The organism is Streptomyces sp. NPDC004838 (assembly GCF_053600955.1).
The window spans coordinates 15192-29564 of the sequence record NZ_JBSGAW010000049.1; the positions used below are offsets into that span (position 1 = coordinate 15192).

Annotated in this window: 15 protein-coding genes; 3 read left to right on the forward strand and 12 right to left on the reverse strand. The window is 70.6% G+C overall.

Translation table 11 applies throughout. The features are described 5' to 3' along the window. Positions 1–15: 15 nt before the first annotated feature. A complete protein-coding gene (locus ACWEFL_RS34570; protein ID WP_451720769.1) occupies positions 16–231 on the forward strand; it encodes a hypothetical protein in 216 nt (71 codons plus the stop codon). A gap of 225 nt (positions 232–456) precedes the next feature. On the opposite strand, the gene ACWEFL_RS34575 is transcribed toward ACWEFL_RS34570, so the two are convergent. The 10 genes from ACWEFL_RS34575 to ACWEFL_RS34620 all read right to left on the reverse strand — a co-directional run bounded on the left by ACWEFL_RS34575 (position 457) and on the right by ACWEFL_RS34620 (position 8971). Next, a complete protein-coding gene (locus tag ACWEFL_RS34575; RefSeq protein WP_451720771.1) occupies positions 457–1122 on the reverse strand; it encodes a hypothetical protein in 666 nt (221 codons plus the stop codon). Further along, positions 1119–1940 (reverse strand): SAM-dependent methyltransferase, encoded by an 822-nt coding sequence (locus tag ACWEFL_RS34580; protein WP_451720773.1) that lies wholly within the window; start codon positions 1938–1940, stop codon positions 1119–1121. The genes ACWEFL_RS34575 and ACWEFL_RS34580 overlap by 4 nt, the downstream gene beginning before the upstream one ends. Before the next feature lie 93 nt (positions 1941–2033). Then, positions 2034–3233, reverse strand: a complete 1200-nt coding sequence (locus tag ACWEFL_RS34585; RefSeq protein WP_451720775.1) for an acyl-CoA dehydrogenase family protein — start codon at positions 3231–3233, stop codon at positions 2034–2036. A gap of 40 nt (positions 3234–3273) precedes the next feature. Beyond that, the gene (locus ACWEFL_RS34590; protein ID WP_451720777.1) at positions 3274–3774 is read right to left on the reverse strand and encodes a GAF domain-containing protein; all 501 of its coding nucleotides are present in this window, start codon (positions 3772–3774) and stop codon (positions 3274–3276) included. Further along, positions 3771–4373, reverse strand: a complete 603-nt coding sequence (locus ACWEFL_RS34595) for a GTP-binding protein (protein ID WP_451720779.1) — start codon at positions 4371–4373, stop codon at positions 3771–3773. Before ACWEFL_RS34595 ends, ACWEFL_RS34590 begins: the two co-directional genes overlap by 4 nt. After that, entirely contained in the window at positions 4351–4695 is a 345-nt protein-coding gene (locus ACWEFL_RS34600; protein WP_451720781.1) for a DUF742 domain-containing protein, read from the reverse strand. The genes ACWEFL_RS34595 and ACWEFL_RS34600 overlap by 23 nt, the downstream gene beginning before the upstream one ends. Positions 4696–4700: 5 nt before the next feature. Continuing rightward, positions 4701–5135 carry a roadblock/LC7 domain-containing protein gene (locus ACWEFL_RS34605; RefSeq protein WP_451720783.1) on the reverse strand — a complete coding sequence of 145 codons (435 nt, stop codon included), beginning with the start codon at positions 5133–5135 and terminating at the stop codon, positions 4701–4703. 86 nt (positions 5136–5221) lie between these two features. After that, positions 5222–6709: an ATP-binding protein gene (locus ACWEFL_RS34610; protein WP_451720785.1), complete on the reverse strand. Its 1488-nt coding sequence runs from the start codon at positions 6707–6709 to the stop codon at positions 5222–5224. Positions 6710–6887: 178 nt separating this feature from the next. Next, positions 6888–7343: an ATP-binding protein gene (locus ACWEFL_RS34615; protein WP_451720787.1), complete on the reverse strand. Its 456-nt coding sequence runs from the start codon at positions 7341–7343 to the stop codon at positions 6888–6890. A gap of 380 nt (positions 7344–7723) precedes the next feature. Continuing rightward, positions 7724–8971: a helix-turn-helix domain-containing protein gene (locus tag ACWEFL_RS34620; RefSeq protein WP_451720789.1), complete on the reverse strand. Its 1248-nt coding sequence runs from the start codon at positions 8969–8971 to the stop codon at positions 7724–7726. Between the two features lie 200 nt (positions 8972–9171). Here ACWEFL_RS34620 and ACWEFL_RS34625 point away from each other — a divergent pair, with 200 nt between their 5' ends. Both ACWEFL_RS34625 and ACWEFL_RS34630 read left to right on the forward strand, forming a co-directional pair. Beyond that, on the forward strand, positions 9172–9813 hold the full coding sequence (locus ACWEFL_RS34625; protein ID WP_451720791.1) for an HAD-IA family hydrolase: 642 nt from the start codon (positions 9172–9174) through the stop codon (positions 9811–9813). A gap of 38 nt (positions 9814–9851) precedes the next feature. After that, positions 9852–10538: an HAD family hydrolase gene (locus tag ACWEFL_RS34630; protein ID WP_451720793.1), complete on the forward strand. Its 687-nt coding sequence runs from the start codon at positions 9852–9854 to the stop codon at positions 10536–10538. Positions 10539–10761: 223 nt separating this feature from the next. Here ACWEFL_RS34630 and ACWEFL_RS34635 read toward each other — a convergent pair whose 3' ends face one another. Together ACWEFL_RS34635 and ACWEFL_RS34640 are read right to left on the reverse strand one after the other, a co-directional pair. Continuing rightward, complete coding sequence (locus ACWEFL_RS34635; RefSeq protein ID WP_451720795.1) at positions 10762–12363, reverse strand: amidase family protein; 1602 nt, start codon at positions 12361–12363, stop codon at positions 10762–10764. Between the two features lie 380 nt (positions 12364–12743). Continuing rightward, positions 12744–14373, reverse strand: a 1630-nt coding sequence (locus tag ACWEFL_RS34640) for a protein-arginine deiminase domain-containing protein (protein WP_451720797.1), incomplete at its 5' end; no start/stop codon positions are given.

Sequence of the window (14373 nt, forward strand, 5' to 3'; positions counted from 1 at the left end):
CGGGAGGCCGCACGGGTGGCCGTCGCCGCCCATGAGGCGCTGGGGCTGCTGGACCTGTCGCGCACGGACGCGATCGTCACGGAGGCCGGGGACGTCGTCGTCCTGGAGACGAATGTCGCTCCCGGAATGACAGGGACCAGCACCTACCCGATGACGATCGCGGAGGCGGGCCTCGACTTCGGGGTCTTCTGCCGCGATCTCGCGGCCCAGGCGGTACACCGGAACCGATGACAGACCACGGCCGCCGCACCCCCGGGCAAGGGGCGCGGCGGCCGCCAACTCGGCCGGTAATCGGATCTGCGTGATGGGCGGCACGAAGTCGCTGTACAGCGCGTCGTACGCGTCCGCAGTGCGGTCACCGTAGGTGTCGCTGTCGTACGTCATGAAGGTTCCCATCATCAGGTCTCCAGGTCTCCAGGTCGGCGGTCGCCGGTCAGGGGGACCGGTGGGGGCGGGTCATGGCGGTGTCCCCGTTGTGGGGTTCTCACGGGCGGCCCTGCGGAGTCGGGTGGTGGTGTCGGGGTCGGTGGTGCAGTGGTTGAGTTGGCGGGTCAGTTGGTGGGCGAGGGTCCAGGGGAGTGTGGGGTTGTCGTAGCTGATGGTGGTTTGGCCGGTTGGTTGTAGGTGGCCGGTGGGGGTGAGGTGGTAGCGGGTGCCGTGGATGCCGTGGAGGAGGGGTTTGCGGACGCGGATGGCGATGCCTCGGGTGAGGTGGGGGCAGTGGGCGGCGGCTTCGATGCAGGGTCCCGTGCATAGGGGCGGGTGGGTGTTGATCATGTTCTCGGGCCAGCCGTCCCAGTCGGTGGTGTGGTTGGGGAGGAGGAAGAGGTATCCGTGTTCGTTGCGGTCGGCGGGTGTGCGGCAGATCTGGCAGAGGAGGTTGCGCATGGTGTGGGCCTGGCGGGTGGGGTGGACGCGCCGGAATTCGGGGGTGCCGGTGGGGTCGTGGTTGATGCGCAGCCATAGGGCGCCGTCGTCGTCGCGGTCGGGGGCGGTCTCGTTGTGGTAGGCGAGGCCGGTGGCGGGGCGGGCGGTCAGGCCGCCGGGCAGGGGGAGTTCGCGGCTCCAGGCGGTGATGTACGGAACGGTTGCGGGCCGGGTGGTCATGCGGTGGGCGGTCATGGGGTGAGGCCGATGCCGCCGTAGGTGTGGATCCGGTCGGCGGGGATGGTCGTCATGTCGGGGTCGGGTTGGTGCCACTGGTGGACCGGGACCAGGCCGGGCTCGACCAGGGTGAGCCCGTCGAAGAACGAGGTGATGTCGTCGTAGGGGCGGGTACGGGTCTGGAGGGCCTGGTCGGCGAGGAGTGCTTCCGCGCGGCGCATGGTCTCCGGCGCGAAGTCGTCGGTGACGTGACTGATGACGATCGCGCTGCCCGGAGGGAGGGCGCTCACCAGGGTGCGGACCAGGCCGTGGGGGCCGTCCTCGTGGGGGAGGCAGTCGAGGACGGCGGTCAGCAGCAGCAGGACGGGGCGGGTGAGGTCGAGGTGGTCGCGGGCGGTGCGCAGGATCTGGTCGGGGTGGCGGAGGTCTGCTCGGGTGGCTGTGGTGGCGTCGGGCCGGTTGCCGCGCAGGAGGGCGCGGGCGTGGGCGACGACGACGGGGTCGTGGTCGATGTAGAGCACGCGTGAGGTGTCGGGGTGGGCGTTCTCGACGATGTCGTGGGTGTCGGGGCCGGTCTGGGCGGGCAGTCCGCATCCGATGTCGAGGACTTGGCTGATGCCGAGTTCGCGGGTGCAGTGGCGGACTGTCCGGTTGTGGAATCGGCGGTTCTGGGCGGCGATGAGTTGGGGGTCGAGTCCGAGGGCGGTGATGCGGGCGGCGGTGTCGTGGTCGCTTTCGTAGGCGTCTTTGCCGCCCTGGCAGGCGTTGTAGAGGCGGGCGGAGGTCACTGGCGGCAGGGGTGCCGGCGGCCAGGGGTCGTTGGGGTTCTGGGGCATGGTGCGGGTCCTGACGGGTGGGTGAGGGTTGAGGGTCCGGTTCGCGGGCGGCGGCGCGGCCCGCGCACCGGTGTGGAGACGTCGCGTGCCGGGTCAGACGGCGGGAGCGGCGGTGTTCGGGTGGGGTGTGGCGTATCGGGTGGACCAGTCCGGTCGGTGGGGTCCGAGGGTGTGTTCGGCGAGGCGGTGGAGCTGGATGTCGGCGGTGCCTGCGGGTGGGTTGAGGCAGGGGGCGTCGCGGTAGTGACGGTTGACCGGCAGCCGCAGGCCGGTCGCGCCGTGGACGTCGAGGGCGAGACGGGTGACGTCGATCGCCGCGTCGACGGCGGTGAGCTTGGCGTGGATCAGGTCCGTGTCGCATGCCTCGCCCCGGTCGAGGCGGTGGACGGCGTGGTAGGCGGTGAGGCGGGCGGTGCGGGCGGCTGCTTCCATGCGGGCGGTCTTGGAGCGGACGGCGGGCAGGTCGGCGAGCGGTTTCCCGTACCGGTGCCGCTCGGCGGCGAAGGCGGTGGTGTCGTGGAGGGCGGCGTCGAGGATGCCGAGGGCGACGGCGGTGAGGTTGGGGCGGCCGTAGAGGATGCTGGAGGAGTACGCGTACGCCAGCCCGCCGCCGGTGCCGCCGAGGATGTTCGCGGCGGGTATGCGCACGTTGTCGAGGTGCAGGTTGCCGGTGCTGAATCCGCGCAGGCCCATCGCGGGCCGGTGCTCGGGGAGGGTGAGTCCGGGGCGGTCGTGCTCGACCAGGAACGCGGTCAGCCCGCCGGGGCCGTCGCCGGTCCGGGCCACCACCGTGTGCAGGTGGCCGACGTGCGCGTTGCCGATGTGGACCTTCCGGCCGGTCAGCTGCCACCACTTCTTGCCGACCTTCCGGGCGGTGGAGCGCATGCCGAGGACGTGGCCGCCGGACTCCTCCTCGGTGACGGCGATCGTCGGCAGCACCGTGCCGTCCGCGACCGCAGGAAGCCACGTCTCCCGCTGCTCCGGGCTGCCGAGGTGGATCAGGCCCGCGGTGGCGAGCATGGACGCCTGCGCGATCGCCCCCGCCGCCGCACTCGTCCTCGACAACTCGTGGACGATGACCGTCTTCGCCACATGCCCGGCGTCCATGCCCCCGTAGCCGGAAGGGATCGTGACACCGATCCAGCCCTGATCGGCGATCAGACGGGCCAGCCCGTGCTCCACGGCGCCGCTCTCGTCCATCGCCTCGGCCCGTGGTGCGACCTCGGCCTCGGCGAACGCGCGCACCCGCTGGCGCAGTTCGTAGTGATGGTCCGTCAGGAATTCGGTCGGCATGAATCTCGTCCCCCTCTTCTGCTGTTGTGTACGGGTGGAGTCATCCGGCCATGGACGCGAGGGTCTGCCATACGCGGTCGCGGTGGTGCTTGATCAGCCGGAGGGCGTCGCGGGCGGTCGCGGCCGGGCGTGGTCCGATGCCGACGGCGCAGACGGTTCCGAGCACCATGCCGGTCTCGGGGTCGATCAGGGGCGCGCCGGCGTAGGAGCGGATGCCGACCTGGTCGACGACGGGGTTGCTGGCGAAGCGGGCCACTCCGTAGACGTCGGGCAGGACCAGGGCAGTACGCCGTTCGATCAGCGCCGGGCAGTAGCCGTGTTCCAGGCGCATCGTCCGGCCGACCGGCGGCAGGTCGCTCCTGGCGGGCGGTGTGTGCAGACCGGCGAAGTGCTGGCGGTCGGTGATCAGATTGACCATGGCGTAGGGGGTGTTGAGGTCCGCAGCGATGTCGGCGGCGAGGGCGTCGAGGAGAGGCACGGGGGCGAGACTGAGGCCGAGGTCCGCGATGTGGCGGGCCCGCTCGGCAGGGGTGGAGGTCACTGGTCGGCTCCGGCGGTGGCGAGGGTCTGGGCGTGGCGGACGAGGCCGACGAGGACAGTGGCGGCGGAGTGGGCCTTGCGGACGTCGCAGTTCAGGACCGGCACGTGGCCGGGGAGGTCGAGGGCGGTACGGATCTCGCCCTCGGCGTACCGGTGCGCGCTGTCGAACTCGTTGACGGCGACGACGAACGGGAGCCCGCTGGTCTCGCAGTGCTCCACAGCGGTGAAGCAGTCGGCGAGGCGGCGCGTGTCGGCCAGGACCACCGCGCCGACCGCGCCCTCCGACAGGAGGTGCCAGGTGTGGCGGAACCGTTCCTGGCCGGGCATGCCGAACAGGAAGAGGACCATGCCGGGGTCGCGGAAGGTGATCCGGCCGAAGTCCATGGTCACGGTGGTGGTGGTCTTGCCCGCGACACCGGACAGGTCGTCCGTTACGGAACTGGCCCGGGAGACGGTCTCCTCGGTACGGAGCGGGGTGATCTCGCTGACGGCCCCGACCAGGGTGGTCTTGCCCGCGCCGAATCCGCCCGCGATGACGATCTTCGCGACCGGGGCGTCCGGAGGGGCGTCAGAGGCGTCAGAGCCGTTCGAGGTGGACAAGAAGCGCCTCCAGGAGCTGAGGGTCTCTGGGATCGACGACGGTGGGGGTGGGGAGGTCGAGGACGCCGCGGTCGATGAGATCGGACGCGATGATTTTGGTGACCTGGGCGGGCAGGCGGAGCCGGGCGGCGACCTCGGCGATCGAGGTGCCGGTGCCCCGGCACAGGCGGACGGCCGTCTCGTGCTCCGGCGCGAGCCCGTCGGGCGGCGGGCCCACGGTCCGTACGCGGGACTCCAGGCGCAGGCTCAGCCGCGGGGCGGTCCGGCCGCCGGTCAGTCCGTACGGGCGAACCTCCGGGTCCGTCGCGTGGCTCCACCGCACGGGCCTCACCGCAGGGCCTTGGTGTCGGACGGCTGCCGGTCGGGTGTGGCCAGGTGGTCCCCGACGCTTTTGGCGAGCTGTCCCATCTCGTGGCCGATGACTCCGGGGTCGGCGCTGGAGGCGGCCTTGACGGCCAGCAGGGTGCCCTTGCCCGAGCCGATGACGAAGAGGACGCACCGGTCGTGTTCGAGGACCGCCTGCCGGATCCGGCCGGAGGCCCCGAGTACGTCGGGGGCGGATTCCCCCAGGGAGTGGAGTCCGCACGCGAGTGCGCCGATGAGGTCCGCATGGTCGTGCAGGAGCCCGTGGTAGCAGCGGGCGATACCGTCCCGAGTCGCCAGCACCGCCCACTCGACGCCCGCGGTCTTGGTGACGAAGCCTTCCAGGAGCCAGCCCAGGCTGCTGAGTTCGTCGGCGAGTTCGTCGGCTCGACGTCGCATGGTGTCTCTCCGTTCTTCTTCCCGTCCGGGGGCCGGACGGGGTGAGGGGGTGGCTGGGCCATCAGATGCGGTCGGGTTCCGGCGGGTCAGGCGGGCGTCGGGCCGTCCGTACCGGCGCGCAGTCCCGCGCTGAACGCGCCCGCCAGCCCCGGGCTCGCGGGCCCCGGCTCCGCCCCGGCCTCCATGGGCCGGTCGTGGGCGGTACCGTCCGACGCCGCACCACGGAGGCGCTGAGGCAGCACAGGCCGGGATGCGGATTCCCCGCCGTGCGGGCGGACAGCACCCGCCGCCACTCCGACCGGGGCGGGGTCGTGACGGGGCGGCGGCTCCGACCCTGGCTCCGGGCTTCGGTAGCCGTCCCGGCCGTCCGAGCGGCCCGGGTGGTCCGGGGCGTCCGAATGGTCCGGGTGGTCGGGGTCGCCCGTGGGACGGCCGGACACTATGGCCGCCATCTCCCCGGAACCGGTGACGGTCTCTTCCGCCGGTCCCCGTACCGGGACCTGAACAGGGACCAGGAGCCGGTGCGGCACAACCACCACGGCACTCGTACCGCCGAACAAGTTGCCGCGCAGCTCGACGCGGATGCCGTGCTGCTGCGCGAGCATGGCCGTGACGAGCAGCCCGATCCGTCCGTCCGCCAACTGATCGCGTACGTCGGTCGCTTCGGGGTGTTCCAGCAGCCGGTTCGACCACTCCAGCCGCTCGGGCAGCATGCCCAGCCCGCGGTCCTCGATCTCGATCACGTGTCCCGCCGCGACCGGCCGCGCGGTCACCAGCACCTGGTGCTCGCTGAAGCACAGCGCGTTGCCGATCAGCTCCGTGAGGAGGTGCACCACGGCGGGCCCGGCATGGGGCGCGATCGCGACGGCATCGGGATGCCAGGTGGCGCGGGCCCGGCTGAAGTCCTCGGTCTGTGCGATCGCCGCCCGCAGCGCGGTCGAGACCAGCACCGGCGCCCGACCGGCGGGCAGCGGACGGCCGCCCAGCACCAGCAGAGACTCGGTATAGCGGCGGACCAGCGTGGTCACGTGATCGACACGGAAGAGGCCGCCGAGCAGATCCGGGTCCTCGGTGTCCCGCTCCAGATCGTCCAGCACCCCCAAAGCCCGCAGCACCAAGCCTTTCAAGCGCGGCGCGACACTGCCGATCACATCCTCACCCGCGTCCCGCCTCCTGCGGGCCGTCGCCGCCACCTCCGCGGCGGCCTCCTGCCACGCCTGCGCCAGCAGCAGCTCCATCGCATGGAACGGATCACCGGGAACGCCCACGGCAGGCGGGGCGGCGCGTACCACGGGCACCCGCCCCTCGCCCACCGCGTGCAGCACCCCGGCGAAATCCGTACGCCCCTGCGCCGTCACCGACTTGAACCGCCTCAGCCACTCCCAGCACTGCGACCGCACCTGCGCCACCTCCGCCTCGGTCCGCGCGCTCCACGCGTCCCGCTCGGCGGTACGGGCAGCGGCCTCCCTCCCGGCCCGCACGTGTGCGACCAGCAACCCGACGACCCCCACCACACCGCCCCCGGCCACCGACCACCCCGCACCGGCACCCGCGACGCTCACAGCCCAGGCCACCGACGGGACACACATCCCCGCACCCAGCCAGGCCGCGTACTGGGCGCGTAAGCCCTTGCGGGCAGGGAGTGTTCGGGGATCGACGGGGCGCCGGTGCGGCAGGCGAACGCGCGGCCGGGGAACGGAAACCATGAATCAGTCCTCAAGAGGTGAGGTGGAGGGTGGAAGACCCGACGCTTCAGCGCGCGAGGGCGCACCAGGTGGTGCCGTCACTGGTTCCCCAAGCCCCGTCACGTGCGGAGGCGAGGTGCCGCACGAGGTACAGGCCCCGGCCGCTCTCCTCGTCGTCTCCCGGACGGCGGACCTCGGGGTGCTGGCGGGCAGGGCCGCCGTCGTGGACGGTGATCAGCAGATAGTCGGCGGGGAGGCCGAGGGTGAGCGCGATGCGCGTACCGCCGCTGTGCACGACCGCGTTGGTGACCAGCTCGGAGACGACGAGCGCCGCGTCATCGGTCACGTGGCCCAGCCCGCTGCGGTACAGGCAGGCGGAGGCCAGGCGGCGCACTATGCCGACGTGCCAGAGGTCGCCGGGGGCAGGCGAACCGGCCGTGCCGGACTGGACCTGGAAGGTCGCCTCCAGCAGATTGCCCGCGTGGTGGCTCGCCGGGTGGTCCGGCCGGACTGTGGTGTTCACAGCTCGGCCTCGGTCGGCGTCACGGTCTCAGCGGGTAAGGGAGTCGATGGGGCGTCGGCTGCGGCGTACGCGGGCCCCGGTCCTGGAGAGGAGCAGGGTTTGCGCGATGCCCACCGGTCCGGGTCACCGCGACGCACGAGTAACTCGCGGGCTTCCAGTGAGATCTCGCCCGGTCTGGTCACCGGAGTGGTCGCGGTAACGGAGGCGTCGGCAAGCTGACGGCGCCGCTCTCGGTCTGCTGGTGTTCTTCGCATGGCCTATCCCCCGAGCGTAGGTCCCACCCATTGACAAGGACCGTACGGAGGGCGAGCAGGGACAGCCACACTCAGAGCGCGATAGTTCACTACCCGAAGGCAGTGAACTATCACGCAACGTGACACCTAGGCGTGGATGCCGATATGCACCGCCATGGAGCGCATCTCCTGAGTCAGCGTCCGTTTACGGGCGTTGAGGATGTCCTGCATGATGTAGCGCGCCATCGGCTGGTGCTTGATCCAGTTCCCGGCAGTTCGCTTGATGCGGTACAGCTCGTCCATCGCGTCCTGAGTGGACCCCAGACGCACATGAGCCTGCGCCACATCCAGCCGGTGCCGGTTCCAGTTCACGGTGGACGGCTTCCCCAGCTTCTGCGCGGCGCGCGAGGTGAGCACGTCCGTTTCCGCCCGGCGCAGCACACCCCGGGAATCCCCGGCCAGCCCCAGATCTTCCACAGCCTTCAACTCGACTGTGACAGGCCCGAATCGCGCCCAGTGCTGTCGGTAGTCGGTGTGCTCCTGGCCCAGCGCGCTGGCCGCCGTCGCTGCCATCCTCCGGGCCTCGGCCGCGGTGTCCGGCCGGTTGTTCCGCACCGCCGCCGCCGCGATCCGCAGCGACAGCTCGCCCCACAAGGCCAGCTCGCCGGGCGAAGCGGAGGAGAACCGCGGCTCGATCTGATCCGCCGTCAAGGCCGCGAGCTTCTCGCAATCATCAAACCGGTCCTGACGCAGCAGCAGCCAGCACATGCCGACCACGCCCGTCGCCGCCCCTGCCCTATCGCCGCTCTCCCGAGCGAGCCGAATGCCCTCCGACAGGGCGTGATAGGCCATGTCGTACTGCCGCACCTGGGTGAGGTATTTCCCGGAGAGCAGCAGGGCGTGCGAGCGCACGACCGTTGCTTCTTTTCGCTCCGGCCCTTCCTCCGTCGCGGATACCGCAGCCTCCGTCGCCTGAAGCAGGTTGGGCAGCATCCTGGCCACCGAGTCATACCGGTCGGCGTTGTAGAGCGTCTGGCCGTCGTCGATCTGCCGCCACAGATCCGTGATCGGCTCTGCTTCCCCTGGGTCTGTCAGCGTCTCCTCCATTCCCACGGGCGGCATGAGTGCCCTCCTTAAAGGCATGAGCATCTGCCGGTTCGACTCATCCCCGACGACAGGGGCTGGCGTGTCCGCAGCGAACAGCTCCGAGGTGGAAATTCCCAGGGCCTGGGCCAAGCTGTGCAGGGTTTCGACCCTCGCCTGCCCCCCTTGCTCAAGCTTCCTGACCACCGATACGGAAACGCCGGCTTGGCCGGCCAACTCTTCCTGACTGAAGCCCGCAACGCGGCGGTGCGCCCGCAGGTTGTCTCCCAAGCCTGATGACGGGTACGGCATACTTACTCCGTTCTGGCGTCGACACTCAGAACGGTACTCCGAACTGCGCCCCGTGCGTTGGTCCCAACCCCACGGGGCGCAGGACGGGGGCTCCCGCCCATGGCCGGAGAGTGATGAGGTCCCCGGCCGGGATACCCGGAGTCCCCCAGGCATCAGCGGCCAGGGCCCGCCCCATCACCAGACAGCCGAGGAGACCAGCGTTGACCGCACCGTACCGTGGCCTGATTCTCGACTTCGGCGGCGTCCTGACCACCCGCATGAGACTCAATGGGGAAGCGTTCGAGAGGACCGAGAACCTTCGCCCTGGCGCCTACTTTCACGCACTGGACAAACACCCGGACGGCGTCGCGGTGTACGCCGCACTGGAAACAGGCCAGGCGACACAAGAAGACTGGAACCGCGTCATCGGAGGCATCCTCGGCATCGATCCCACCGACCTGATGCGGCGCGCCCTCGCCAACCTCCGCCCCGAACCCCACATCGTGGCAGCAGCACAGCGCGCTCGGGCAGCCGGAATCAAGCTCGCGATGCTCAGCAACAGCTTCGGCACCGAACCGTACAACCCCTACGCGGACCTGGGTCTGTACGACAACTTCTTCGACGCGATCGTCCTGTCGGAACGCGAAAAGGCGCGCAAGCCCTCATCCGTGATCTACGAGCGGACGCTTGTAGCCCTGAAACTCACGGGCCCCGAATGCGTGTTCGTCGACGACCACGCTGAGAACCTGCCCCCGGCCCAGGCGCTCGGAATCCGAACCGTGCACCACACGACCGACCCCGCAGCCACCGCCGCCACTCTGGACGCCCTGCTCCTCACCCCCCTGCCGTCCCCCCTCCCGTAATGCGCCAGCGTAGGACGGACCTTCACGCTAAGGAGCGTATGCCTCAACTGGTTCTCTGGGACATCGACCACACCCTCATCGCGTCGCGTGGCGTCGGACGCAGACTCTCCGCAGCCGCGTTCGAACGAGTGACGGGCCAGCCCATGCGGAATCAGGCGACGATCGACGGCAGAACAGAGGCGCTGATCTTCCGGGAGACGGCACAGTTGCACGGGCTCTCGACCGACCGTGCCGACTTCCAGAGGTTCGCGCAAGCTCTCACGGAACTGTACGTTCAGCACGCGGGTGAACTCCGGGAACAGGGCACTGCTCTCCCCGGCGCCGCCGCTGCACTGGACGCGCTCGCCATCGCGGGCGTCCGTCAGGCAGCGGTGACCGGCAACGTGCGCGCCGTCGCAGAGGTCAAGCTGGACGTCTTTGGCCTCGGCACTCACATGGAGTGGGGAGTCGGCGCATACGGAGAAGACGCCGACCTCCGCCCCGCCCTCGTCGACCTCGCCCTGACCCGCTCCTCGGTCACGGCGGCGGAAGCCGTACTGATCGGGGACACCCCTGCGGATGTCGAAGGCGGCCTTGAGACAGGTGTGCGCGTCGTCGCTGTCGCTACGGGCCGCAGCTCCGCACCCGAACTGCGCGCCGCAGGTGCCGACATCGTCCTTGAAGACCTCACCGACTTGGACCTCCTTCTCAGGGCCATTGCCGCGACAAGTGATCCAGGATCCTGACGCTACAACCCGAGGACGCTGTGGTACCCCAGCTGCTATTGAACTTGATTGGGTGCTGTCGGAGTCGTTCGCATGACCGGGGCGGTCCTGTCCGGGATCTCCGGGCCCCTCAGCTCCCCGCATCACAACCGGGTCCTCTACCTGATCGCCTGCGCCGCAGGTCCCGCGCCCGATCGCGCTGCGGGGACTCCCACCGCGTCCGGCCCCGCCCGGTAGGCAGTCCTCAGCCGATGGTGCCGGGTCCGACGGAGGGCAGGTACCGCGGTGCGCGCCAGGCGTCCAGCCGCCGTTCCACCGCCGCGCCCAGCGACAGCAGTTCGGCGTCCTGGCGGTCGCCGGCCATCAGGAGCACGCCCACCGGCAGCTCGCCGACGAACCCGGCGGGCACGGACAACGAGGGGTATCCAGCGACGGCGGCCGGGGTGGAGGAGGGGATCACGTCGTTGTCGCCCCGTGCGCAGTCGGTGGTCCAGGCGGGCGGGTTAGCGGGGGAGGCGATGGCGTGGAGGCCGTGGGCGGCCATGGTCTCGTCGATGGACCGCCGGGACAGGTCCTTCAGCTCGGCGCGCATGGCCCGGTGGCGCGGGTCGGTGGTCGGCGGCGCGACAAGGGCCTGCTCGAACAGTTCCTGGCCGGCGAAGCACGTCCGTTCGGCCGGGTGCGTGCGGTTGAACTCGATCAGCCCGGCGAGGTCGCGAGGCCCGCTGCGGGTGGACAGGTAGCCGTTGATGTCCCGGTGGAACTCGCTCAGCAGGGCCGGGAACTCGAGTTCGGTGAGCCGGCTCTGGTAGGGCGGTGTCACCTCGACGACGTGGGCTCCGGCGGCCCGCAGGCGTGCCGCGGTCCGGGTCATCAGTGCATCCACGCCCGCGCCGAGCGCCGGGAGCCGCCACAGGCCGATCCGCTTGCCGCGCAGAGCGTCGGGGCGGGTGGCCGCCTTCGTGAGGCCGAAGCCACCGTCGCCTGCGGCGTAGTGACCGCTGAGGACCGAGAAGGTGATCGCGGTGTCGACGACGTTGCGCGCCATGGGGCCGGCCGTGTCCTGCTCGGCGGAGATCGGGACGACACCGGACTGGCTGACCGTTCCGAGACTGGGTTTGTGACCGACGACCCCGTTCATCCCTGCCGGGCACACGATGGAGCCGTCCGTCTCGGTGCCGATCGCCACCTGCGCCAGCGACGCGGCGAGCGCGGCGGCCGAACCGGAGGACGATCCGCACGGGTTCCGGTCCAGAACGTAGGGGTTGTGCGTCTGCCCGCCCACCGCCGACCAGCCCGACGTCGGCTTCGCCGCACGGAAGTTGGCCCATTCGGACATGTTGGCCTTGCCAAGGATCACCGCGCCCGCCGCACGCAGCTTGCCGACCAACTCGGCGTCCCTGTCCGAGCCGCGTCCGGCCAGCGCCAGCGACCCGGCCGTCGTCGGCATGTCCCGGGTGTCCACATTGTCCTTCAGCAGGACAGGGATGCCGTCCAGCAGGCCGCGGGCCCTTCCGAGGCGATGCCGGGCATCGCTGGCGGCCGCCTGCCTCAGAGCCGTCGGACTGGTGCGCAGCACCGCGTTGATCTTCGGGTCGATGGCCTTGATCCGTTGGAGGTACGCCCAGGTCAGCTGCGAGGAGGTCAGCGACCCGCGCTTCATGCGCGCCTGTAACTCGGGGATCGTCACCGTGTCCAGGTCCACTCCGCGCAGCTGCGCCGATGCGGTGGGCGGCCCAGCGCCGGCATCGGGTCCGGCGGCCACCGCACCCTGTCCCGGCACACCGGCCACCAGAGGTGCCACCGCCAGGGCCGTGGCCAGTGCCGCAAAGCTTCTCTTCTTCATGGGGAACACACCACTGCAACAGGGCCACGGGACGCAAGGGACTTCTGCGCCTCTTCGCCCCACTGGCCCCGCCGCCTGCCCCACCGGTCCCGCCACCCCGGCCCGCCTGCCCTGCCCGGTCCCACCCCCCCCCCGGCCCGGCCCTGCCCTGCCCGGCCTGGCGGGCGCGGCGGGAGCGGGCAGGGTTCGTCCCGTCCGGTGCGGTTACGGGTCCAGCCGCGGTCCCGGGCCCGCGGCAGAGTCGAGCGGACAGGCAGGCCCCAGGCACCTGTCGGGCCCATCCGCCGCGTCCGGCCGCGTCCGTCGGTCCCGAGCAGTGCCGCATCGCGTTGGCCGGACGAGCCGGTGCCGCCGCCCCCCGGCGGCGGCACCGGGGTTCGTCACCGCCGGGCGGGCCACCAGGCGGGGGTCTCGCGGAGGGTGTTCGTTCCGCAGTGCACCTCGCCCATACCAGCGTGGTAGGTGTAATAGTCGTCGATGTACATGGTCTTGAATCCGGCCTTGCGGTAGGCCGTGGTGACAGCATGGGTGAAGATGTCCTTGCCGTTGATCACCGGGCCCCACTGCTTGGGGGCGAGGTAGTGCTTCGGGCTCAGCACGACGCCGTTGACCGGTCCCGGAACATGCGCGGACGTCTGCTCGTCCTGCGGAGCCAGGCGCTGGAATCGCTCCTGCTGTCCGTGGAGCTGGCTGGGGCGTCCCAGGTTGTCCGAGCCCATTCGCTGCAGCTTGCGGTTCTCGGAGGCCGCCGGGTCCCCCAGCGGGGAAACGCCGTACCGGTTGAACAGGGAGGGCACGCGGACGATCTCGGAGTCGGTGATGCCCGTTTCGCGCTTGATGATGTCCAGGTTCGCCTTGATGCGGTCGGCGGCGAGCTTGTTGTCGGCGAGGAACTCCTTGGAGGCCAGCACCTGGTTGATGGTCTCCTTGGGCGCGGGGAAGATACCGTCGCCCACGGAGATCACCCTGGTGCGCCCGTGCCCCGCCTGCTTGGCCTTGCGTAGCAGTTCCATGCCCGCCTGTGGGTCGGCCACTCCGACCCGCCAGCCGCGACGGGTGTTCGCGGGCAGGAACTGGATGAACTCGTCGACATGGCCCACGGCCAGCCATGAGGTGTCGAGGAGCAGCGGCGACTGCATGCCCTGGGCCGAGAGGAAGTCGCGCATGGCCTTGGCGGGTTTGGAGCCGGTGTCGGGGCGGTGGCCCATGATGATCCGGCCGGCGGGGTAGTTGTTGCCTTTGTGCCGGTGGGGAGGGATGGTCTCCAGGTTGCCCATGGAATTCAGCGTCCACTCCTCGTTGTCGAGTACCCCGCTGACCTGGACGACGCCCACGTCGGGGCCGCGCATCTTCTCGAACAGTTGCCGGCCCGCCTCCCGGTCGGGCTGCGCCGAGCGGATCATCACCCGGATGGCGCGCGGTTTTCCGTCCGGGCCCGGCATGGTCGCATAGCCGGGCTCGACGAAGTCCTGCACCCAGAGGTCGTAGTGGGTGAACTTCTTGAGCGGTGTGCCGATCCCGGCCGCCTTGACGTGCTTGCCCAGCTCCTTGACGAACTTGCGCTGGATCTTGGCGTACTGGTCGTTACCCTGCCTCTCGGTGACCATCACCTGCTGCGCCTTCTGGAGGTGGTGGTGGGTGAGGACGGGGGCGACGCGCATCGTCACGTCGTCGGACGCGGAGGACCCGTCGTGGGTGACGGTGAAGCGGATGGTGACCCGTCCGTCCCAGGTGGCGTCGCGGCGTACGTCCTTGGCCTCGACGCCCAGTTCCACACCGGCCCGCAGCTCGGACCCGGTCAGTTTGTCGGTGGGCTTCAGATGGGCCCAGCGGCCGTCGCGTTTGACGAACAGGCGGGTCTTGGACGCGCCCTGTCCTACGGCCGTGACGGTGCCGGTGGCGCCTTCCGGAGTGTCCGGGCGCGGGACGCTGCGCAGTCCGGCCAGGTCGTGGGCGTCCTTGGGGCCGTTGACGACGTTGTCGGAGGCGTCGTGGCAGGCCGCGAGCTTG

Coding starts and splice junctions, on each gene's coding strand:
- ACWEFL_RS34575 (WP_451720771.1), bottom strand. CDS start 1,122: ATGACCGCCCACCGCATGACCACCCGGCCCGCAACCGTTCCGTACATC.
- ACWEFL_RS34580 (WP_451720773.1), bottom strand. CDS start 1,940: ATGCCCCAGAACCCCAACGACCCCTGGCCGCCGGCACCCCTGCCGCCA.
- ACWEFL_RS34585 (WP_451720775.1), bottom strand. CDS start 3,233: ATGCCGACCGAATTCCTGACGGACCATCACTACGAACTGCGCCAGCGG.
- ACWEFL_RS34605 (WP_451720783.1), bottom strand. CDS start 5,135: ATGCGACGTCGAGCCGACGAACTCGCCGACGAACTCAGCAGCCTGGGC.
- ACWEFL_RS34620 (WP_451720789.1), bottom strand. CDS start 8,971: ATGCCGTACCCGTCATCAGGCTTGGGAGACAACCTGCGGGCGCACCGC.
- ACWEFL_RS34630 (WP_451720793.1), top strand. CDS start 9,852: ATGCCTCAACTGGTTCTCTGGGACATCGACCACACCCTCATCGCGTCG.
- ACWEFL_RS34635 (WP_451720795.1), bottom strand. CDS start 12,363: ATGAAGAAGAGAAGCTTTGCGGCACTGGCCACGGCCCTGGCGGTGGCA.